Here is a 20,451-nt window from a genome sequence, read left to right as displayed (position 1 = left end):
ACGATTTTTTCAGCGCTCACGCGAGAGACCAGCCGCGCCCCTCCTGCGTCACCTCGCGCCGCGAGACCGGCGCCGGGCGGTCGAGCGCTTTCCGCGTCGCCGCCGCGACGGGACTCCCCCAGACCAGGCAAGCGTCCCCGAATTCGTGACCGAGGAGGTCCTCGTGTTCGGCAAGGACGAGGGCATTTTCGAGAACCTTGGCGGATGCGAAAGCCCCGAGCAGCGCATAGTGGGTGGTATCCGCTTCGTGGACACCCGTGACGACGCCGTCGACCACGGTACGTCGCGCGCCTGGGCCGAGCTTGAGATGCGTGATCCCCTCACCGGCGGTAAGCGTCGTGCCAGCCGACGCCGATTCGAGCGCGCGCACCACGCTCGTTCCGACGGCGAGCACGCGACCGCCCCGAGCGTGCGTCGCTTCGACGAGACGCACCGTCTCCTCCGGCACGCGCCATCGCTCGGGGAGCGGGAGAGCTTCGTCGATCTTCGGATCCCCGGTTGACGAGAGGCCGGCCGCGTGGGTGACCCGCGCGATGGCGATGCCGCGCGCCTTCAGGGCCCCGAACGTCTCGGCGCGGAAGAGTCGCCCGGCGGACGGCATTTCGACCGCCCACGGCTCGAAGGCATAGACGTTCTGCACGTCCCAGAGCGCGAGGGGCTCGGGCACGTGTGCATACTGCACGGGCCGCCCTGCTCGATAGATCGCAGCCCAGACGTCGGCCTCCGAGCCCTCCGCGACCGAGAAATGCAGCTCCACGAGCCGCTCGGAGATCGACGAGTGGCCAGTCACGTGAGCGACGAGCTCGTCGCCGACGAACAGCCGCGCCCCCGACGCGATGAGCGGTGGAAGAGGACGAACCTCGGTTCGCGTCCGATAGTCGCCCGCACCGAGCAGCGCCGCGACGAAACGCGGCTCGCTCCCCTCCGCCGCGCGCCCGGCAAGGCGGAGCTCCACGGGCTCGCCTGCCGCGGTCCGCGCCGCGAACGATGCCGGAAGCGTCGCTGCGTCGTTCACCACCACGAGATCGCCGGGGGCGAGGAGCTCGGGGAAGGTTCGCGCGTCTGCAACGCCCAGCGTTCCGGTCGATCCGTCGACGACGAGCAGGCGCATCGCGGCGACCGGCCGAGGCGACGTGGCGGGGCTCACGACACCCCCCGCAAGGGCTCGGCCTTGGGGAAGTCAGCGGCCAGAACGCGAGCGCCGTTCGGCAGCTCGCGCGCGCGACGGAGGATCGTCATGATGCGCGCCGCGACGTCTTCGGGCTTCGCGAGCGTGCTCGGATCGGCGTCGGGCATCGCATCGGCGTGCATCTTCGTGTCCATCTCGCCCGGATCGACCGCGAGGAACCGCACCGGATCGAGCTCGGCAGCGAAGCTTCGCGCCAGATGATCCTGCGCAGCCTTGGAGACGCCATAGGCGCCCCATCGTTCGTACGCGTTCGTCGCCGCGTCGGAGCTCACGAAGAGAACGGTCCCCTCCCCGCGCAGCATCATCGGCGCCGCGAGCACTTTGGTGAGCCGGAACGGTCCGACCAGATTCACCTCCAGAACGCGCGCGAAGTCCTCGCACTCGGTGTCGAGCAGGAGCGGCATCGGCAGCGGGCCGAGCGTACTCGCGGCATGCACCACCAGATCGATACGCGGCGAGAGTGCCGCCGCCGCCCCGGTCAAACGATGAATCGCGCTCTTGTCGCCGACGTCGAAGGCCAAGCCGTGCGCATCGCCGCCGGCCTGTTTCACGTCACGAACGGCGCCGCGAAGCTCGCTGCCACCGCGGGCGACCATGATCACCCGCTTCCCCCTCAGCGCAAGCGCACGGGCCAGCGCCTTGCCAAGGCCGCGACTCGCCCCGGTCACCAGCGCCGCCGAGCTCCTTTCGACCATGTTCTCTTCCATGGTCACGAGCTTGGATCATGCGCTCTGTCATCGTGGCATCGGTGACAACGGATTGGAGGACTGCTACCTCGTTGGAATGGACGACGTTGCCAGCCGTCTCGGACAGAACGTCCGCGTGCTTCGCGAAGGCCGAGGTCTCACCCAGGCCCAAATGGCGAAGCTCGCCGGGATGCCCCGCGCGACGTGGGCGAACCTCGAGTCGGGCACGGCAAACCCTACCCTTGCCGTCCTGGACCGCGTGGCGGGAGCGTTCCAGGTCACGATCGAAGAGTTGATCGCCGCACCTCAGAGCGGCGCGCGACACTACCCGAAGGGGACGCTGCCCGAGAAAATGCGCGGTGCCGCGCTGATTCGAAAGCTCTTGCCCGATCCGATCCCAGGCATGGAGATCGACCGCTTCGAGCTGCCGCCGCGCGTGAAAGTCACGGGCGTTCCGCACACGCCTGGAACGCGCGAGTACCTGATGTGCGAAACGGGCGAGATCGTCCTCATCGCGTCGGGCGAGCAATACCGGCTCTCACCGGGCGACGTGGTCGCCTTCCGCGGCGACCAACGTCACTCCTACTCGAACCCGACGATGAAGACGGCCGTGGCCTATTCGTTCGTCTTGATCACACGCCGCGACGGTCGTTGACACGACGCTCGGTCGTGAACGCGGCCGTGAGGTTCAGCGCGAGCTCGTCGAAATCGCCGGCGGGGACGGCGCGGCGATCCATGTTGCGACGGTCGCCGAAGCTCTCGCGGAGGTCGGAAACGGTGCGGGCCGATGTGGCGCCGCGGCGGTACATCAGTTCGTGCGTGCCGCAGAGGACGGTGGAATCGCCGCCTTCGAGCGCGACCGCGAGCAAGCCTCGGGCGTCGGCGAATCCGCACACCGAACAGCATCCGGCGACCATGCCTTCTTCCGCGTGTCCGACCATCGATTCGTGCTGCGTGCGAGCCATGGGTCGACCTTCGCCGAGGTCGCCGAAAAGGGCCAAGTGTTCGGCCAAAATCGTTTCGCAGCGCGCGCGCACGAAGTGTATACGAACGGCATGGCGAAGTTTCTCGTCACGGGCGGTGCGGGTTTCATCGGGTCATCGATTGCCGAGGCACTCCTCGCGAAGGGCGAGAAGGTGCGCATCCTCGATGACTTCTCCACGGGTCGGCGGAAGAACGTCGAGTCGCTGAAGGGCGACGTCGAGGTCATCGAAGGGTCGATTGTCGACCCCGAAACCGTGGCGCGCGCCGTGAAGGGCGTGGAGGTCATCTTCCACCAAGCGGCGATTCCCTCGGTCGTGCGCTCCGTCGAGAATCCCGGCGCATCGATGCTCGCCAACGTGCAGGGCACGACCACGGTGCTCGACGGCGCCCGTCACGCCAAGGTCAAGCGCGTGATCTTCGCGGCGAGCTCCTCGGCCTACGGCGATACGCCGACGCTCCCCAAGATCGAGACGATGCCCACGTCGCCGCGGTCGCCCTACGCGGTCTCGAAGCTGACTGGCGAACACTTGATGGCCGTCTTCGCAGCCCTCTACGGGCTCGAGACGCTCAGCCTCCGCTACTTCAACGTGTTCGGTCCTCGCCAGGATCCCACGAGCCAGTACGCCGCCGTCATCCCGAACTTCGTCACCGCGGCACTCGGCAACAAGGCGCCCACGGTCTACGGCGACGGCGAGCAAACGCGCGACTTCTGCTTCATCGAGAACACGGTCGGCGCGAATCTGCTCGCCGCCACGACCTCGAACAAGCTCTCGGGTCAGGTCGTCAACGTCGCGTGCGGCGAGCGCATCTCGCTCAACCAGCTGCTCGCGTACATCGGCGAAGAAGCCGGCGTGAAGTTCGAGCCGAAGTACGTGCCGAGCCGCGCCGGTGACGTTCGTGACTCGCTCGCGTCGATCGAGGCCGCGCGCGCGCTCATCGGCTACGAGCCCAAGGTGCTCGTCCGCGAAGGGCTGAAGCGTACGTTCGCGGCCTTCAAGGCCGCCTGGCAAGCGAGCTGAAGCGAACGGCCTGAGGCCGGGCGCCACTCCTTTCCTTCGGGCGCACACGTCGGTTCTGTCGGCACGACCGAGCGCGAGCATCGGTGGCCGCGCGATCGTGCACTTCGATCGTGCACTTTGCCGCGCGGCGTGCGTGATGCACGGCGTTTTCCGGCCATGACCGCGCACGCCTCGACGCTCCATCGACTGCACATCAGGCCGGCAAGAAACACCGGATGTCGGGTCGAGCTTCGTCGCAAGCTCCGCCATCCGCTCGAGAACCCCACCTACGTGGCGTGTCTCGTCGTCAGCATGACGATCCTGGCGGTCGCCATTTGGCTCGTCGTCTTCGGGGCGGGATGGCTCGCGTTCCATCCGATGATCGCGAAGCACACGGACAAGATTCGGGCGGCGCTCATCGCGTTGATGGCAGCGCCGCCTGCGCTGGTCCTTTCGCGCCACGCGCACTTGCGCATCGTCGAGTCGAACGCAATCCGCATCACCGACCGGCAGTTCCCCGAGCTCTACGCGATCCTCGTCGACCAATGCCGGAGGATCGGGCGCGAAGACATCCCCGAGCTCTACATCTCGACGGGCCTCGACGAGGTCACCACGGCCCACTCCATTTTCACGGGCCGGTGCTGCATCGTGCTCTCCTCCGAGCTCGCGACGCGCGAGTATCAGGAGCTTCTCGATGCGTTCGCGTACTTGATCGGTTGGTCACTCGGTCGCCTCGAGCTCGGACACTGCAACTGGACTCGCCAGCTCCTGATTTCGTACGTCCTGTTCACGTCGTGGGGAAAGGCTCCGTTGCGCAAGGCCTGCACGCGATCGTGCGACCGCTATGCGGCCTACCTCGAGCCGGAGGGCGTGCGCGGCTTGCTGATCCAGGCCTGTGGTCGTGAGCTCCTGTCCTCACTCGACTTCAAGGCATACGTCGAGCACGCGCTGCATGTTCCGGTAATGCGCGCGCGGATCGCGAACATGAAGAAGCAGCAGCCGCCCCTCGTGCTTCGGGTGAGCGAGCTCTACCAGGCGAAGCTCTTCGACCTCGATCGCGATCTGAAGCGACTCAGCCCTCCGCCCGACGACGATTGAGCGGCGAGTGACCTCGTCAGAACCCGTTCTCCAGAGGCACACCGGCGCCCTTGCCCCGCCCGCTTCTCCAATCCCCGAGAGCTCGAGGCCTCCCACGGCCAAGGCCTCCGCGGCTCCGTCGAAGACCGCGCGCGTCGTCTTCGTCTCTCGTGCGAACGGAGATCTCGCGCGTGGTGGCTGGCGCGCCAAGAGAGCGAGCATCCCGAAGTTGGCAGCCGAATCGAGGGCCTTCGGCGCGGCAGCCGTCGTCACCGTCACCGGCGCCGGACGATCTTCGACCGCGACGGGTTCGCCAATCGCAGGCGCGGTGGACTCCGTCTCCTCCGAGGTCGAATCGACGAGACCGAGTGCTTGCGGTGATACGAAGGTTCGTCGAATCGAAACGAAAGGTGCGCTCGCGTGCTCGACGACTTCCGGTGGCGAAAACGCGAAGAACGAAACGAAGACGAGGTGAACAGCGACGCCCGCGAGAACGCCGAGTCGAACGCGAGGATCGAGGGGCACGCGAGGAAGTGCGGGCGTGTCGTCCACCACGAACGCGAGTCGTAGCGTGAGCCGTCCGATCCGGAGCGACATGCGATTGCCTTCCGGAACCACGACGCCGTTCGGCAGGACGAAGAACGGGCTCCGCTCGCCGTCGCGCCTCGCTACGAGGAGGTCGAGCTCGGTGGGAAGCTCGAGGTTCAAGTCTTCGAGGCGAAGCTCTTCCCCGAGCGTGACATGACGAACCGCCTGCAGCTCGCGCTCCCAGAAAAGCTGGGCTTCGACGACCGATGCGTCCGGCCGATAGCGTCGATCGGGCGACACCGACGCATGAGGGAGGGCGACTCGGAGGTTCTCGAGGGAACGTTCCGCGGAGGGCATCGGCGTTGCGACCGCCGCCGCTGTCCGAAGTTCCCGCGGTCGGACGATTTCGCGTTCAGGCGGGTTCGGGCTTGGGTTCCTTCGCGCCCGACGCCGCCCAATCGGGGCGTGCGATCGAACGGAAGAGTCCACTTCCGAAGCCCATGCCGTGGGCGACGTGCATCACCGGATAGGCCGCCCAGGCGATGGGAATGGTGATGATGCCTTCGTCGCGTCCCACGCGAACGGCGGCCGCTCCCGTGACGAGCGCGTACGCGGCCAGGGCGAGCGGCGTGACGGGTTGAATGCTCGAGGTCAACGCGAGGGCGCCGCCTGACACCACGAGAGCAAACGGCGCGAGCGAACGCACCGATCGCAAGCGCTTGTCCTTCACGGTTCGGCGGGCGCGGGCACGACCGAGTTGGTAGTGCTGACGGAAGAGATCCTTGAACGACGACGCGTCGGCCTTGTGCACGACGATGTCTCGCCGGATGGTGAGCCCGAGGCCCGCTTTCTCGATGCGCTGGGCAAGGTCCACGTCTTCTTCGGCACGAGCTCCTGCATCGAAGAGACCGACTTTGTCGAACACGCGCTTTCGCACGGCGCCGAGCAGCGTGGGCACCGGGTCGCTCCCCTTGGCCAGCTCCGCACCTGCCGCAAACGCGAGCCGCGTTTTCTGCGCCGCCGAGAGCGCACGTTCGACCAACGTTCGACCCGCCGTGCGCGGCACGATCGCGAGGTGTTCGGCCGGTGACGCACCGAGCGCTTCGACGCACTTGCTCACGTGCGTGCGGCCGTACTCGCCGCCGGGATCCATCGGCACCACGATCTCCCCCTTGCCGTCACGCAGCACCACGTTGAGAGCGGCAGCGCGCGTACGCTCGGGATTGTCGAGCAGGCGAACACGTGGTTCTTCGCCGGCGATGCGCAGCACCATCTCCCGCGTGGCGTCCATGCTCATGGCATCGGCCACGAGGATCTCGACGCGATCGGCCGGATAATCCTGGCTCAGCGCGCTTCGCAGACACGCTTCGATGCGAGGTTCGTCATCCGACGTTGCAATGGCGATCGTGACCAGAGGCGCGACGGGCTGTGCTTCGGACGACATGGGGAATACCCCCACTGTAGCACCAGCCGTTCAGGAGCGGCCCGAGCGGCGCCGTCCGAAGGCCAGGCCGAGCGTGGCAACGAGCAGCAACCCCCAAGGCGATTCCGAGGATCCGAGCGAGCTCGTGCTCATGGAGCAGCCGGAGTTCTGCGCGGCGAGCGATCGACGTTTGGTCGTCGGCTCGGTGGTGGTGGTCGTGCCGGTCCCCGGATCTTCGGCCGTCTGATCGGATGGGCTGCTCGGCGCATCGACCGAGCCTTCCTCCGGAGAGCTGGTCGAGGGCGTGCGCGCCTGCGGCGCAATCGCGACGCAGGCCCCCTGAACGACGCCGGTGGCCTTCCACGCGCAGTCGACGATGTTCTGCTCTTCTTCGGTCAGACCGAGATCCTTCGCGGCCTGCATCGTCGCCTGCGCCGCCATCGCGAAGGTGGTCGACGACGTGAAGTAGGTGGTGTTGGCGCGATACCAGAGCTTCTCGCTCTTCTCCCAGCCAATCCCCTTCTCGACCTTCACGTTCGAGACAGGATTCGTTCCTCCCGCGGTCATGAGGAACGCCGCGTTGTTGACGATGCCGCTGTTGATGTGGACGCCGCCGTTGTCTTGCTGCGTCTGGACGAGCTTCGTCATGTGCGCGGGCTGCTGGCCGACGGAGGGATTCTTGAAGTCGCGGATGAGCCCCGCCTTCTTCACGATGACCTCGCCCATCTGCCAGTTCTTCGTGTCGTCCGGCTTGATCGAGTGCTCGATCATCGCACCGAAGATGTCGGAGACGGCCTCGTTGAGCGCGCCCGGCTGGCCCTGGTAACGGAGCGCCGAGGTGGCCTGCGTCACTCCGTGCGTGAACTCGTGGGCCACCACGTCGAGTCCGGCCGAGAGGGGCTTGAAGTATTGGCCGCCGTCGCCGTAGCTCATGCCGGTGCCGTCCCAGAACGCGTTGTCGTAGTCCTGTCCGAAATGCGCGGTCGAGTCCATCGCGCCGCCTGCGCCGTCGATGGCATTCCGAGCGTGCACCTTCTTGTAATAGTCGAACACCACCGCCGCGAAGGCATGTGCGTCGACGGCGGCGCCGGGGCCAACCGTCCCGTCGTCCCACGCGTTGAGCGACCCCGAGGTCACCGGCGATGCACCGTTGTCCGGTCCGACTTCCTGGCCCTCGGCGGAGTACGTTCGAATGGGCACGCCACGCGACGTGTCGACCATCGCGTACCCCATCGGGCTCTGCGCGACCTGGAACTTCTTCGTGTCGCCGAGAACGCCCGTCCCCGACGCCTCGACGGTCTGGAGGTTGTCGTAGACGTCGATGATCGCGCCCGTCTTGGCGTCGACGGTCGTGACCCAAATCGCCGGATGATCGGAGAACACCGCGCGCGTCTGGTACTCCCACGCCAGCCGAGCCGGGCCCTCGCCGAGCGCGAAGACGACGAGCTTCCCCTCCGGAACCGAAAACGCCGAGGGCTCGACGTCGCGCATGCGTGCGCGTACGTCGGCCAGGACGGCAAGACGCGCGTCGCCTTCCTTCGCCGAGGGCTCGACGTCGAGGCCGTGCAGCTCGGGAACGTACGTCGCGTCGATCGACGTGAGGTGACCGGCACGGTCGTAGTGCGCGAAGAGCTCCGCGCCGACGACGGGCACGCCCCGCACGGTCTGCTGGAAGCGCACGTGCGTCATGGCCAGCGTGTCGACCTCGAGCTTGTCCAGGCGGAGCTCGGTCTCCGGATCGCGCATGCGATAGAGATCTTTGTATTCCGCAAGAAACGCGCGCGTGGTCTTCTCGGCGCTCACGGCCGACGAGAGGAGCGGCTTGCCCGTACGCGGTGCCGAGAGATGCATCGGCGTGCGAAATCGATCGTGCTGGATGAAGCTCCAATCTTGCGATGTCTCGCATTGCAGTCGCGCGAAGGCGCGAGTCTGCAGCTCCATCGCTCCACCCGAAGAGAGAGAGCCGCCATCGGTCGCATCGGCTTGGCATCCGATGACGGAGCCCACGGCCGCCAGCGCCAGCGCGAGGAATGCGTGCTTTCTCATCGCGCCGCTTCCTCGCAACGGTCGGGCCAATCGCGGCCCGTCGGCGCGTCACCAACGAGGCTGGAAAAGTTCGCCTTCGCGCCCCGTTTGCTCCCACCTGGTGCGAGCACTTTGCACGCTGGCAACACAGATTCGAGCGCGGGTCGTTTCAATCCGACAGCACCTGGTGTCCACGCGATCCACGCGGGTGGGTGACCCCAGCCCCGTGAACTTGGGTGCTCTACGTACGTTCGAGGATGCCGAGGAGCGGCTCGGGCACGATGCCGTACGCCTCGGCGGCGGCGAGCAAGCCGGCGTTCGGAGCCAGGTGCGTGAGGAAGTCGCGCGCGTAGGGCGTGCCCGACAGGCCGTGCAGGCGTGTGACGAGACGAGGGACACCGCGCGCGATGGCGTCTTTCGCGGCCTCGTGCAGCGCGAGGTCGACGCACGCATCGTGGAGTGCCAGGTAGATGGGAGCCTCGTTGAGCAAGCTCGGCGAACCGTGCTCGAGCAGGCCTGCAGCCTCGGTCGCGATCTCCATCGCGCGCTCGGGCTGACCACAACGACGCTCGGCTTCGGCCCAGAGCCCGAGGGCGACCGGAACGACGTCGAGCATCTTCGTGGCTCGGTAGCCGCCGGCGGCAATCTTGAGCAGCGTGCGCGCTTGTTCGGCGGCGCTCATCGTCGTGCGGGCGGCGCCATTCTCACCGCTGCGATGGGGCTTGTCGTTCCGCAGTAGCTCGGCGCCGCGGTAGAAGAGCACGCCGAGCGTCGCGCGATCGTGGGGAACCCACGCGCCCGAAACGGCGCCGTCGGCGATGGCGCGCGGCTCGGCGAGGAGCGAATCGAACGCCCCGTCGGGCCCGAACGTGGCCGTCCAGCAGAGGAGGTTCATCTGACCGTGGCGCACGGTGCCGGGCGAGCCGACCGCCTGCGCGAGCGCGATGCCGCCTTCGATGGCGAGGCGCGCGTCGTTCTTCGCGCCCATGGTCGTGAGCGCGAAGCCGACGTTGATGGTGAGCGTGGCTTCGCGCGTCTTCAGACCGGCATCGGACGCGGCGCGCGCAGCGCTCCTGCGCGCCTCGAGGGCCGCGCGAACGTCGCCACTGGCCTGGCGTACGACGGCGAGCGTCTGCCAAGCATCGACGGCAGCACTCGGAATGCCATGCGTCTGCGAGAGCGAGAGCAGTGAGTCAGCCCAATCGGCCGCCTTGTCGACCTCGCCGGCGAACGCATACCGCGCGGCGAGCGCAGCGGCGCTGCGAGCTTCCTCGTCGAAGAGGCCGGCGTCTTTGGCGCGACGAATGACGTCTTCGAGGCCTGCGCTGGTGTCGGGGCCGCCGCCGGTCGCGTCTTCGTAACGAACGCGCGCACCGAGCGCACGCACTTCGCTCGCGTCGTCGTAGACCGCTTCCTGCATCGCGCGCACGGCGCTGTCACGCTCGCCGGCGCGGGCATCGAGGCGGCTCCATGCTTCGTCGAGGAGCTGCGCACGCGCGAACTGCGTGGGGTTGTCTTCCGCGAACGCGAGGGCCTTCTCGGCCAGCTTCACGGCTTCCCCGAGAGCGTTGGCCGCAAGCGCGCGTCGCGCCGCCTTTTCGAGGTAGTTGGCGGCAAGCACGGGTTCCCCGCCGAGCTCGAGATGCCGAGCGACTGTGGCGTCGTCCTCGCCCATCTTGGCGAGCCAACGGCCGGCGCTGGCATGCAGCTCCTTCAGCTGATCGTCGCCGAGCGAAGCGTACGCGACTTCACGGGTGAGCGCGTGCTTGAAGGCCCACTCGCGCGAGTCCTTGAAGCGTGAGTTCACTTGCTCGACGAGCTGCTCGGCGCCCGTGAGCGCGCGTATCATCTCGGGAGCGTTCTTTCCGCCGAGCGCGGTCAGGCCGGCGTCCCAGACCTGCATACCGAACACGCTGAGCCTCGTCGCCGCGTCACGGACGTCTTCGTCGAGTGCGTCGAGCGAGACCTGGATGGCGGCCTCGATCGTGGGCGCACTCGCGGCGTCGCGCCCTTGTTGGGCGAGACGAGCGAGCTCCTCGGCGAAGAGCGGAGAGCCTGCGGCCTGCGTCGAAATCGAGTCGACGAGGGCCTCGCCTTCGGGGCCGTTGCTCTTGTCGCCGAGGATGGCCTTGGCGATCGATCGCACCGTGCGACGCGCGAGAGGGCGAAGCTCGATGCGCACGTGGTCGCGTCCCGAGAAGCGCGCAGGGTCGTCACGGAAGAGCGTGGGACGCGCCGTGGCAAGCACGAACACGGAATGACCGCCCGCACGCGCGAGCAAGTGATCGATCCACGCGAGACTCTCGAGGTCCGCCCATTGCGCGTCTTCGACGGCGATGACGAGCGGCTTCTCGTTCGAGGCGTGGAGCGCCATGTCGGTGAGCGCGATCCAGAGGGCGTCGCGAGCGCCTCGAGCATCGACGGACTCGGGCAGAGGCTCGTTCGCGACGAGGCGAGCGACGAGCTCGCGGGCACCTCGGTTCACGACTTCGATGCGTGAGAGGAGAGCGTCGGTTGCGGCGACCGCATCTTCCAGCGCAGCGCCCTTGGCGACACCGGCGAGGGCGCGCGCGATGTCGGCCATGATGCCGAGGGCGTGGCTCTTCGCGAACGACTCGGCGCGCACCAGCGCGATGCGCGGCGCGGAGGGATGCGAGCCGAAACGTGAGATCGCCTCCCGGCGCAGGCGCGTCTTGCCGATGCCCGGCGCGCCGCTGATGGTCACGATGATCGGCGTCTTGTCTTCCTGACACCGCTCGAAGGCGCTGACGATCTGCGAAAGATCGGCTTCGCGGCCGACGAAGGGAGAGCCACCGGCGCCCTCTTTCTTCGCGGCGACCTTGGTACCGACGACGGCGGTGCCGTCGGCTCGGATCGAGAGCTCGAAGCGCCCGCGAGCGAGCTCGCTGGTGGTCGTGTCCGCGAGCACCTGGCCCTTCTGGGCATCCCGTGCCAGAGCTGCGGCTCGGTCGACGACCTCACCCGTCGGCCGCGTGCGATCGATGCGCGTTCGTCCCGTGGCAACGCCGACGCTGCAACCGGTGCGTGCGAGCCTCACGCCGAGATCGAGTGCGCGGGCAGCTTCGTCGCCAAGCGCCTTCTTCACGCCGAGGTGCGCCACGATGGCGTCGCCGCCGAGCTCCGTGGCCTCGGCGCCGCGCGCACGAAGGTGCGCGATGAGCCGCGTACGCGCAGGCCCCTTCGGCACGTGCGTCGCGAGAATCGACGTCACGAGTCGTGATCCACCGGGCTTGGCCGTCGAGAGAATGATCGAGCCGAGGTTCATCGGCGCCATCTCGGGCGACTGCGTGCGCGTCGAGCCTTCGGTGTTCTCGAGCTCGACGGCAATCGCGCGCAGCCGAAGTGCCACGTCGGAGGCGCGCTCCGGGCGCTCTTCGGGGTGCGTGGCGAGCATGTTGCCGAGCAGCTCGTCGAGCGAGATGGGCGCCTCGGGGAAGATCTCCATGAGACGCGGCGCCGGCGTGGTGACGAGGCGCGCGAGAATGGCGATGGGCGTCGGCCCCATGTGCGGCGGGCGCCCGGCGATCATCTCGAACAGCGTGGCGCCGAGGCCGTAGATGTCCGCGCGCGCACTGACCTCTGCATCGCCACGCGCCTGCTCGGGCGCCATGTACGCGGGCGTTCCGATGATCGCGCCCGTACGCGTGAGCCTCGCGTCTTCCGCCGAGGCAACGCCGAAGTCGACGAGCTTCACCGCCATCGACGAGACACTGCCCGGACTCCTGCCCGACTCGGGGCTGCTCCCGAGGAGAAACACGTTCGACGGCTTGATGTCGCGGTGGACGATGCCGACGCCGTGCGAGTACGCGAGCGCATCGGCAACCTGTGCGCCGATCTCGATGGCCTGTCCGAGCGTGAGCGGAGCGCGCTTCTGACGTTGCGCGATGTCTTCGCCTTCGAGCCACTCCATCGCGACGTAGGGATGGCCTTCGTCGAGCTGGCCGAACGCCACGACGCGGACGATCCCAGGGTGACTCAAGCCCGCAAGGACGCGCCCTTCACGACCGAAACGAGCTTCCTCGCTCGCATCGACGCCCGGGATGGCGATCACCTTGAGCGCGACCGGTGCGCCGGTCACTTCGTCACGTGCGCGGTAGACGATGCCCACGCCGCCGCGCCCGACTTCGCGCTCGATGACGAAGCGGCCTGCAAGAAGGCCCTGAAACGCGGCAACTGTCACGGGGTGCAGCGTACCGGAAGCTGCTCGCCTGCGCACCCGTCCCCCGAGGCAATAAGCAATCGATTTTGGCGTTTTGCGACACTTATCGATGCCGACTGGCCGCACGAGGGTCGAGAGACCGCAATTTGACGGCGCGTTTGCCTCGACAGCAGAGCTGGGTCGCCCGCTGACCACCCCCGAAAATCCGAGCGGCGGGCTGGATGCGCCGCGTGAGCCTCCTGCACAAGGACGTCGAAGTTCGCGCCGCAGCTGGCGTGGTGACTCGGGTCTTCCGAGGCCCGCGTGATAGAACTCCGAGCGCGATGTCGCTTCGTAGCTTCCGAGCAGGCCCCCGAGTGGGCGGGAGAGTGGGCGCGGCCCTGGCTTTGGTCACTCTTTCGGTGATGGCCTCGCCCGCGTGCGTGGTGCGTCTCGACCAGCGCAACGAGCCCGCGCAAAACGGTGGCGTGACGGGTGCGCGTGTCGACTGCACGCAGGTCCAAGCCGCCGGCATCGGTGGACCGAGCACGGCGACTCCCGCCATCAAGTTCGTCGGCCGTTACGACATGTCCGACCCCACGCGCGCACGCTTCGATTGGTCGGGCAACTACGCGACGGCGCGCTTCGACGGCACCGAGGTCAGCGTCGGCATCAACCTCCCAGAAAACCGGGACATGGAGCTCGTCTTCGAAGCGGCCATCGACGATCGCGACCCGATCAAGTTCGTGGTCACGCCGGACCGCACCTCTTATCTCGTCGCGAACGATCTCGCCCCCGGAACGCACGAGATCACCGTGATGCGCAACAGTGAGGCGTTCTCCGGCTCGTCCGAATTCACGGGCTTCAACTTTGGCGCCAGCGGCAAACTTCTCGCTCCCACCGAAAGGCCGCGCCGAATCGAGTTCATCGGCGATTCGATCACGTGCGGTTACGGCAACGAAGGTCCCAACGCGACCTGTCCCTACGACGTCGAAGTACGTCCGAACGTGAAGGTGGCAATGACCGAGAACATCTACCTTGCCTACGGCTCGATCGCCGCACGAGCACTCTCGGCGGACGCGGTGACAACCTGTTTCTTCGGCAAAGGTGTCGTCCTCAACTTCCGCGAGAACGAACACGACGACGACGCGAAGACGACCATTCCGCAGTACTACGAGCGCACGCTCGCCAACGTGCGCGAGGGCAACTGGGACTTCACGAAGGAGCCGGAGCCCCAGGCCGTCGTCATCAACCTGGGCACGAACGACTTCTCGCGCGACGTCGATAAGGACGGCGTCGCCGACGGTATCGACCTCGGCGCGTTCAAGGCGGGCTACGCGAATTTCGTGGCGTACGTCCGTGAGCGACGGCCAAACGCGCACATCTTCCTCGCCGTCCCGCCGATGTTGACGGACAAGTTCCCGCTCGACAACGCACGCTCGAACATGCGCGACGTGCTCGGTCAGATCGTCTCCGATCGCGCAGCGGCCGGCGACACCATGGTCTACCGCATCGATCTCGTCGAGATGGGCACGCGCTACGGGCTCGGCTGCGACTACCACCCGAACCTCGAAGTGCATCGCATCATGGCCGATCAGGTGATCGGCGCGATCCGCGAGAAGACCTGCTGGTAATACGCCACGCCGAGGCCGTGCGCAGCGCGACACACGGTCTCGCGCTCCGCGTCCTCGAGGGGTAACGGACGTCACGAGCGGCGGATTTCTGCGCTCGCGCTGCGGCACGTGCACTGCACCTTCTGTAGCGCATGAAGGACCGCGCGCTCTCCGCGATCGCATTCGCTCCGGTCGTCGTCGTGCCCTTCGCGCTCCTCGGGTGTTCGGGCTCCGCCGATTCTTCGACGGGCAGCTCGGCCGTCCTCACGCCCGTGCAGTCTGCGGCGACCGAGGCCGCCGACAACGCGGCAGCGATCGATGCCGCGATGATCGATCCGTACGTCTACGCGGACTACGGCAATGGCTACTGGGTGTACTCCGCACGTGTCGCGGCCAGCACCGTCGCGTCGCGTCCGGTCCCGCGGCCCCTCGACACGCTACTCCGTACGTGGGGAGCTATCGTCGATGCAACGTGCGTGAGCGGCGACGACATCGTCGACGACGACGGAGACGGCGTTCCGGCCTCGTGGTCGGCGAGCTTCGGTTGCACGAACGTCCCCGCCGGCAGCCAGACCTCGACGGTGACCGGTGGGGTCACGATTCAAGACACCGACGATACCTCGAGTGACTCGGGCTTCGTGGTCGGGTTCCAGTCGTTCCTCGTCGACGTCGTGCGAAGCGACGGTTTCGGACGCTCACGCACGCTGACCGGAAGGGCCTATCTCGTTGCGAGCGGGTCGCCGCCGGCCTCCTATACCGTGCGTCAGCGACTGAACATCGTGTTCACGCTCGTGCAGCCGACCAAGGCCGACCTGAATGCGAGCTACGCGTCCGACACGCAGGCGCTCTACGTCCCCGACCCCCTCGTCCTCTCGACGACGCCATTTTCCCTCGGCACGCTGACGCTGTCGGGCGCGAGCTCCGTCGTCATCGGCGGTGCGGGTTACCCGCTGTCGCGCACCTCCGATCCCCCGCTCCACTGGAATCGTGGATGCCGTATGCAATCGCCGCCGGGCCTGGGCTTCGATAGCGGGGCGCTCGTCTATTCGAACGTCAACGGCGCGAACGTGCGAATCCAGTTCGATGGCTGCGTGGATCGCCAGGTCACGTATTGAGGAGGCGCTCTAGGGGCTTGATGCCTTGCGGCCGATGCCGATCAAGAAGAGCTCGTAGCTCGAAGCACGCGTGCCCTCGGGCTTGATGGCGCGGTCCTCGGCGAAGCTCTGCTTGACCGCCTTCTTCGCGTTCTGGAAGTCCTCGCCCATGAAGATCTTGCCGACGAACGCGCCGCCCGGCTTCACGAGCTTCTCGGCAACGGCCAGCGCGCGCATGAAGAGCTCGAAGCTTCGCGTCTGGTCGCCGTGGCGATTGCCGGTGGTGTTCGGTGCCATGTCCGAGAGCACGACGTCGTACGGCGCGAACGTGGAGAGCGCCTCGTTCTCGAGCGAAAGGGCATCGCCCTGGATGAAGGTGGCGTGCTCCGGGAGCGGCACCTCGATCGGGTTCAGGTCGACGGAGAGAACCTTGCCCTTCGGCCCGACCTTCTGCGCAACGTAGAGCGTCCAGCTTCCCGGCGTCGCGCCCAGGTCGAGGACCCGCATGCCCGGCTTGATGAGCCGGAGGCGCCGGTCGATCTCTTCGAGCTTGAAGACGCTGCGCGCGGGGTACCCCTGCTTTTTTGCAGCTCGGGTGAAGTGGTCGGCCCCTTTGTACGGATTGTTCTTCGCCATGACGTCGGTGCGGTGTGCACCGCGCTTATAGCAGCCTCGGGCCCCCAACCCGGGTGCTCCGTGGCTCTCGATGGAGCCGCTGCGGATCAGGTTGGATCCAGGGACGTCGGTAACGAGGCGGCCGTGGTTCCGACGAGACCAGCCGGGATTTCCCCCTGCCCGCCATTGGGAACGGCCGGAAAACGCCTGGCCCACCCATTGCTTGAGCTGTGGACAAGCCCATGAACCTCAAGTGCGTTTTCCACGTCAGCCCGGTGAGCGTCCGTACGCCTGAACGCCAGAGCCCGCGTGCGCGCATGCCGAGCTTGCTCGATCTGGACATCGAATGGGTCGACGAACCGCAACCGCGCGGCGCCTCCATCGAGACGTGGCAGCGCGCGCGCGGCTGGTCGAGCGAGGACTGAGCGAGGCTGAGCTACCTCGTCGCGAACTGCTTCGAGCCGAACAGCACGTCGCGTTCGGCGTCCGTCACCGGTTTGGTGCGCGTGCGATCTTCGAGCACCGCAAGGCCACGCTTCACGGCGGGCCGCGCGTCGATGGCTTCGATCCAGCGCTGCACGTTCGGAAAGTCTTTGGGCACGTCGAAACCACGCCGGTCGCCCCCGCGGGCCCACGGAAACGTGGCGATGTCCGCGATCGAATACTCGTCGCCGGCGAGATAGGTGCTCTGCGAGAGGCGCGTCTCCAGAACGCCGTAGAGGCGACGCACCTCGTTCGTGTAGCGATCGAGGGCGTACGGGATCTTCTCCTTCGCGTAGAAGACGAAGTGGCCCTGCTGGCCGAACATCGGCCCCACGCCGCCCATCTGGAACATCAGCCACTGCAGCGCGAGGTAGCGGGCACGCGGATCCTTCGGCAGGAGCTTGCCGGTCTTCTCGGCGAGATACATCAGGATGGCGCCCGACTCGAAGAGCGGAAGCTCGCCGCCGGGCCCTTCGGGATCGACGATCGCCGGAATGCGATGGTTCGGCGTGATCGCCAGAAACTCCGGCTTGAACTGCTCGCCCGCCCCGATGTTCACGGGGACGAGCTCGTAGGGAAGCTCGAGCTCTTCGAGGGCGATGTGGATCTTCTGTCCGTTCGGCGTCGGCCAACTGTAGAGGCGCAGCATCGTCCACCTACGATGTTGGACGAACGGTCTTCGTTCTCCATCGTGCTCGGACGCCAGAGCGAGGAGGGTCACCGAGGCGAGGACAAGGCGGTCCGCGAACGCCACTGCTCGGCATTCTCGAGGGAAGCGAACGGATGCAGCATCGCACGGTCGAACCGCTCGAAGTCTGCGCCGCGCGCCAACCGGAGCGGCCAATCGGGATTTGCCAGTGCGGCGCGACCGAGCGCCACCAGGTCCGCCTGCTCCTCCCGGAAGAGACGGGCGAGGCGCGAAGGTTCGGCCAGCCCGCCATTGGCGATCACCGGCCGCCCAGTGACTCGCCGAGCCACCTCGAGGACGTTCCCGCCGTCGGCAAAGCGCGCCGTCTCCGCCGCATCCGCACCTTCGGACGCGAGATGCACGTAGTCCGCGCCAGCCGCACGCAGCTCTTCGAAGACGATCGCGGCGTCACGCGAGCCCCCAGGCCAGCGATACGCCAGATCGTTCACCTTCGTCTGCGAGACGCGCACGCCGACGACGAAGCCTGCGCCTGCCGCGCGAACGCTCGCAGCCACGACCTCGGCCGTCAGACGAATCCGGTTTTCGACGGCCCCTCCCCAGCGATCCGTGCGCTGGTTCGTATAGGTCGTCAGGAATTGATCGAGCAGGTAGCCGTTGGCCCCATGAATCTCGACGCCGTCGAAACCGGCCTTGCGCGCACGAACCGCAGCGCGCGCGAATCCCTCCACGACCTCCGCGATGTCCTCCTCGGTCATCGCGCGAGGTAGCGCGTAGGCGCCCGCTCCGCCGTAATCCGACATCTTCGTTCCACGCGGAACGACCGCCGAAGGCCCGATGCTCGCCGGCCGGTATCCGTTCTCCTGCGAGAGCGCCCCGGCGTGCATCAGCTGGAGGACGATGGCGGTCCCCTGCTCGTGCACGGCGCGGACGATTGGCGCCCAAGCCTCTGCCTGCGCGTCGGTGGCAATCCCGGGCTGTCGCCCGTAGGCCTGGCTGTGCGCCAGGTCGGTGTACGTCCCCTCGGTCACGACGAGACCGAAACCACCGCGCGCGAACGATGCGTAGTAGTCGCGCATGCGCGCGGTGGCGAAGCCGTCACCGAGCGTGCTTACGCGGCTCATCGGGGCCACAGCGAGGCGATTGCGGAGCGAAAGCGGACCGATCGTCGTCGGTGCAAGCGCCGGGTGAACCGACGCCGATGAGAGCAGAACCGTTTCTCGTGATTCGTTCGTGTCCATGAGCAGCAATGTGCAGTTCGGCAATTCGGATGACAATGCACGTCACCGTTGACGCATCGTTCACGATTCGTAAACGATGAACCGGTCATGGATCGACTTCGCGCACTCGCGTTCTTCTGCAAGGTGGTCGAGACCGAGAGCATCACCGAGGCCGCGCGCGCGATGAGCGTGTCGAAAGCGGTGGTCAGCAAGTACGTGGCGGCGTTGGAGCGCGAGCTCGGGGTCCGTCTCTTCCACCGAACGACGCGCTCGGTTCGTCCGACCGCCACGGGTCGGGCCGTGTTCGCCCACGCGCGTTCCGTTCTCGAGCGCATGCAGGAGCTCGAGGGAGCGGCGACCGCCGAGAAAGGAGAGCCGGTCGGGACACTACGCGTCTCGGCCCCGGTCGCCTTCGGCACGCTCCAGCTCGCCGCACCGCTTTCCGACTACGCGCGCGCGCATCCGAAGGTCCAACTCGAGCTCGCCTTGACCGACCGCTTCGTGCGGCTGGCCGACGAAGGCTTCGACGTCGGGGTACGCATCTCGTCACGCATCGAGGACGAAGACCTCGTCGCGGTCCGCTTGGCGACGACATCGATGATCGCCTGTGCGTCCCCCGATTATATCGAGCGTGCGGGCCGCCCGCGAAAGCCGCAAGACCTCGCGCGCCACGCATGTCTCGCGTTCGCCAGCCCCACGAGCAGCGGTCGCGTTCCGTGGAAGTTCGGAGCGTCACGGAAGTCGGCCGGCGGCGCCGAGGACGCGGTGTGGATCGATCCCGCGGTTCGGGTGGACTCGAGCCTGCTCCAGCGAGATCTCGCGTGCGCGGGCCTCGGCATCGCGTTTCTCTTGCCGTTCGTTGCCGAGAAAGAGCTTCGTACCGGCTCGCTCGTTCCGTTGCTCGAGGGGTTCGCCACCGAGGAGCGCTCGATCCACGCCGTGTATCCCTCGCCGCAACATGCCTCGGCGAAGGTCAGAACCTTCGTTCGCGCCCTGCGCGACGCTTACCGCATCGCTTCGTGGAACTCGGAGAAACGCCCGAGCGAACGGCAACGTCCACCCGGGCGATGACGCGTGCTGGTCGTCACAGTTTGGCCGGACGACCGAACATGTCGACGAAGTAGCTGTCGTGGCGCACGAGGAACTCCTCGAATTCCTTTCCACCGCGCTTCGCCATCTCTCCGACCTTTTCGAAGTACTCCTCGCGTGGTGCGCCCGGTGAGAAGAGCAGCAACATCGACGATGGCTCATCCGAATCGTTCTTGAAGGCGTGCAATCCCCCCGTGGGTACGTAGAGGAAGTCCCCCTCTTTGGCTTTGACCCAACGTGTGCCGTCGAACAGCTCGACCGTTCCCGACAAGATGAAGAACGACTCCGAGATCGTCTTGTGGAAGTGCGTACTCGGCCCAGGAGCCCGAGGTCCCATGTCCACGCGATAGAGGCCGAACTCCCCCTTCGTACTTGCGCTCGTCGCGATGTAATGCGTCCGATTCCCCGAACCTCTCTCGACGTCGGGCTTGGTATCCGCCGGCCTGAAGGTCGCGCTGACCTCGCCTTTGTCGCTTGGGTAGCGTTGCGGCGGATACGACATGATTGCCTCTGCCCGACATCGATGCTCACTCGGCCGATATCGGAAAAGAGTGATTCGCGAGCAGGATTCAAATACCGGAGCGCGTCCGTGACACCATCCGTCGCGCTCGTGCCGCGCATC

17 protein-coding genes are annotated in these 20,451 nt (G+C 67.0%); 6 read left to right on the top strand and 11 right to left on the bottom strand.

The annotated features are described in order from the left end of the window. Positions 1-16: 16 nt before the first annotated feature. Both AKJ09_RS24215 and AKJ09_RS24210 read right to left on the bottom strand, forming a co-directional pair. A complete protein-coding gene (locus tag AKJ09_RS24215) occupies positions 17-1,147 on the bottom strand; it encodes an S-adenosylmethionine:tRNA ribosyltransferase-isomerase (protein ID WP_146649602.1) in 1,131 nt (376 codons plus the stop codon). Further along, positions 1,144-1,884, bottom strand: coding sequence for an SDR family NAD(P)-dependent oxidoreductase (locus AKJ09_RS24210; RefSeq protein ID WP_146649599.1), 741 nt, complete (start codon positions 1,882-1,884; stop codon positions 1,144-1,146). The genes AKJ09_RS24215 and AKJ09_RS24210 overlap by 4 nt, the downstream gene beginning before the upstream one ends. Positions 1,885-1,972: 88 nt before the next feature. On the opposite strand from AKJ09_RS24210, the gene AKJ09_RS24205 reads away from it, so the two are divergent. Then, positions 1,973-2,530, top strand: a complete 558-nt coding sequence (locus tag AKJ09_RS24205; protein ID WP_146655644.1) for a helix-turn-helix domain-containing protein — start codon at positions 1,973-1,975, stop codon at positions 2,528-2,530. Here the strand turns inward: AKJ09_RS24205 and AKJ09_RS24200 are convergent. Then, positions 2,508-2,840: a hypothetical protein gene (locus AKJ09_RS24200; RefSeq protein WP_146649598.1), complete on the bottom strand. Its 333-nt coding sequence runs from the start codon at positions 2,838-2,840 to the stop codon at positions 2,508-2,510. The genes AKJ09_RS24205 and AKJ09_RS24200 overlap by 23 nt on opposite strands. Positions 2,841-2,930: 90 nt before the next feature. On the opposite strand from AKJ09_RS24200, the gene AKJ09_RS24195 reads away from it, so the two are divergent. Then, positions 2,931-3,878, top strand: coding sequence for an SDR family oxidoreductase (locus tag AKJ09_RS24195; RefSeq protein ID WP_146649596.1), 948 nt, complete (start codon positions 2,931-2,933; stop codon positions 3,876-3,878). 894 nt (positions 3,879-4,772) lie between these two features. Here the strand turns inward: AKJ09_RS24195 and AKJ09_RS24190 are convergent. The 4 genes from AKJ09_RS24190 to AKJ09_RS24175 all read right to left on the bottom strand — a co-directional run bounded on the left by AKJ09_RS24190 (position 4,773) and on the right by AKJ09_RS24175 (position 13,111). Next, positions 4,773-5,819 (bottom strand): hypothetical protein, encoded by a 1,047-nt coding sequence (locus tag AKJ09_RS24190; RefSeq protein ID WP_146649594.1) that lies wholly within the window; start codon positions 5,817-5,819, stop codon positions 4,773-4,775. Positions 5,820-5,874: 55 nt separating this feature from the next. After that, positions 5,875-6,906 carry a glycosyltransferase gene (locus AKJ09_RS24185; protein WP_146649592.1) on the bottom strand — a complete coding sequence of 344 codons (1,032 nt, stop codon included), beginning with the start codon at positions 6,904-6,906 and terminating at the stop codon, positions 5,875-5,877. Positions 6,907-6,936: 30 nt separating this feature from the next. Next, positions 6,937-8,931: a M4 family metallopeptidase gene (locus AKJ09_RS24180; RefSeq protein WP_146649590.1), complete on the bottom strand. Its 1,995-nt coding sequence runs from the start codon at positions 8,929-8,931 to the stop codon at positions 6,937-6,939. A 220-nt stretch (positions 8,932-9,151) separates the two neighbouring features. Continuing rightward, positions 9,152-13,111, bottom strand: coding sequence for a serine/threonine-protein kinase (locus tag AKJ09_RS24175; protein WP_240488574.1), 3,960 nt, complete (start codon positions 13,109-13,111; stop codon positions 9,152-9,154). 383 nt (positions 13,112-13,494) lie between these two features. On the opposite strand from AKJ09_RS24175, the gene AKJ09_RS24170 reads away from it, so the two are divergent. Together AKJ09_RS24170 and AKJ09_RS24165 are read left to right on the top strand one after the other, a co-directional pair. Beyond that, positions 13,495-14,703, top strand: a complete 1,209-nt coding sequence (locus tag AKJ09_RS24170) for an SGNH/GDSL hydrolase family protein (protein ID WP_169927811.1) — start codon at positions 13,495-13,497, stop codon at positions 14,701-14,703. A gap of 131 nt (positions 14,704-14,834) precedes the next feature. Next, on the top strand, positions 14,835-15,797 hold the full coding sequence (locus AKJ09_RS24165) for a hypothetical protein (RefSeq protein ID WP_146649587.1): 963 nt from the start codon (positions 14,835-14,837) through the stop codon (positions 15,795-15,797). Positions 15,798-15,806: 9 nt separating this feature from the next. On the opposite strand, the gene AKJ09_RS24160 is transcribed toward AKJ09_RS24165, so the two are convergent. Further along, positions 15,807-16,412: an RlmE family RNA methyltransferase gene (locus AKJ09_RS24160; protein WP_146649585.1), complete on the bottom strand. Its 606-nt coding sequence runs from the start codon at positions 16,410-16,412 to the stop codon at positions 15,807-15,809. Positions 16,413-16,633: 221 nt separating this feature from the next. Between AKJ09_RS24160 and AKJ09_RS24155 the strand changes: the two genes are divergently transcribed. Continuing rightward, complete coding sequence (locus AKJ09_RS24155) at positions 16,634-16,816, top strand: hypothetical protein (protein ID WP_146649583.1); 183 nt, start codon at positions 16,634-16,636, stop codon at positions 16,814-16,816. Positions 16,817-16,827: 11 nt separating this feature from the next. On the opposite strand, the gene AKJ09_RS24150 is transcribed toward AKJ09_RS24155, so the two are convergent. Together AKJ09_RS24150 and AKJ09_RS24145 are read right to left on the bottom strand one after the other, a co-directional pair. Further along, a complete protein-coding gene (locus tag AKJ09_RS24150; protein WP_146649581.1) occupies positions 16,828-17,523 on the bottom strand; it encodes a glutathione binding-like protein in 696 nt (231 codons plus the stop codon). A 68-nt stretch (positions 17,524-17,591) separates the two neighbouring features. Beyond that, complete coding sequence (locus AKJ09_RS24145) at positions 17,592-18,761, bottom strand: oxidoreductase (RefSeq protein ID WP_146649579.1); 1,170 nt, start codon at positions 18,759-18,761, stop codon at positions 17,592-17,594. An 87-nt stretch (positions 18,762-18,848) separates the two neighbouring features. On the opposite strand from AKJ09_RS24145, the gene AKJ09_RS24140 reads away from it, so the two are divergent. Beyond that, positions 18,849-19,811 (top strand): LysR family transcriptional regulator, encoded by a 963-nt coding sequence (locus AKJ09_RS24140; protein ID WP_146649576.1) that lies wholly within the window; start codon positions 18,849-18,851, stop codon positions 19,809-19,811. A gap of 13 nt (positions 19,812-19,824) precedes the next feature. On the opposite strand, the gene AKJ09_RS24135 is transcribed toward AKJ09_RS24140, so the two are convergent. Then, a complete protein-coding gene (locus tag AKJ09_RS24135; RefSeq protein WP_146649574.1) occupies positions 19,825-20,331 on the bottom strand; it encodes a cupin domain-containing protein in 507 nt (168 codons plus the stop codon). Positions 20,332-20,451: the final 120 nt, after the last annotated feature.

This window comes from Labilithrix luteola (assembly GCF_001263205.1).
Lineage (GTDB): Bacteria > Myxococcota_A > Polyangia > Polyangiales > Polyangiaceae > Labilithrix > Labilithrix luteola.
This window is presented reverse-complemented; position numbering and strand designations above follow the sequence as displayed.

Excerpts from the sequence above, each read along its gene's own strand:
- AKJ09_RS24210 (WP_146649599.1), bottom strand. The coding sequence starts at position 1,884 with ATGGTCGAAAGGAGCTCGGCGGCGCTGGTGACCGGGGCGAGTCGCGGC.
- AKJ09_RS24205 (WP_146655644.1), top strand. The coding sequence starts at position 1,973 with ATGGACGACGTTGCCAGCCGTCTCGGACAGAACGTCCGCGTGCTTCGC.
- AKJ09_RS24200 (WP_146649598.1), bottom strand. The coding sequence starts at position 2,840 with ATGGCTCGCACGCAGCACGAATCGATGGTCGGACACGCGGAAGAAGGC.
- AKJ09_RS24195 (WP_146649596.1), top strand. The coding sequence starts at position 2,931 with ATGGCGAAGTTTCTCGTCACGGGCGGTGCGGGTTTCATCGGGTCATCG.
- AKJ09_RS24190 (WP_146649594.1), bottom strand. The coding sequence starts at position 5,819 with ATGCCCTCCGCGGAACGTTCCCTCGAGAACCTCCGAGTCGCCCTCCCT.
- AKJ09_RS24185 (WP_146649592.1), bottom strand. The coding sequence starts at position 6,906 with ATGTCGTCCGAAGCACAGCCCGTCGCGCCTCTGGTCACGATCGCCATT.
- AKJ09_RS24180 (WP_146649590.1), bottom strand. The coding sequence starts at position 8,931 with ATGAGAAAGCACGCATTCCTCGCGCTGGCGCTGGCGGCCGTGGGCTCC.
- AKJ09_RS24170 (WP_169927811.1), top strand. The coding sequence starts at position 13,495 with ATGGCCTCGCCCGCGTGCGTGGTGCGTCTCGACCAGCGCAACGAGCCC.
- AKJ09_RS24165 (WP_146649587.1), top strand. The coding sequence starts at position 14,835 with ATGAAGGACCGCGCGCTCTCCGCGATCGCATTCGCTCCGGTCGTCGTC.
- AKJ09_RS24160 (WP_146649585.1), bottom strand. The coding sequence starts at position 16,412 with ATGGCGAAGAACAATCCGTACAAAGGGGCCGACCACTTCACCCGAGCT.
- AKJ09_RS24155 (WP_146649583.1), top strand. The coding sequence starts at position 16,634 with ATGAACCTCAAGTGCGTTTTCCACGTCAGCCCGGTGAGCGTCCGTACG.
- AKJ09_RS24150 (WP_146649581.1), bottom strand. The coding sequence starts at position 17,523 with ATGCTGCGCCTCTACAGTTGGCCGACGCCGAACGGACAGAAGATCCAC.
- AKJ09_RS24145 (WP_146649579.1), bottom strand. The coding sequence starts at position 18,761 with ATGGACACGAACGAATCACGAGAAACGGTTCTGCTCTCATCGGCGTCG.
- AKJ09_RS24140 (WP_146649576.1), top strand. The coding sequence starts at position 18,849 with ATGGATCGACTTCGCGCACTCGCGTTCTTCTGCAAGGTGGTCGAGACC.
- AKJ09_RS24135 (WP_146649574.1), bottom strand. The coding sequence starts at position 20,331 with ATGTCGTATCCGCCGCAACGCTACCCAAGCGACAAAGGCGAGGTCAGC.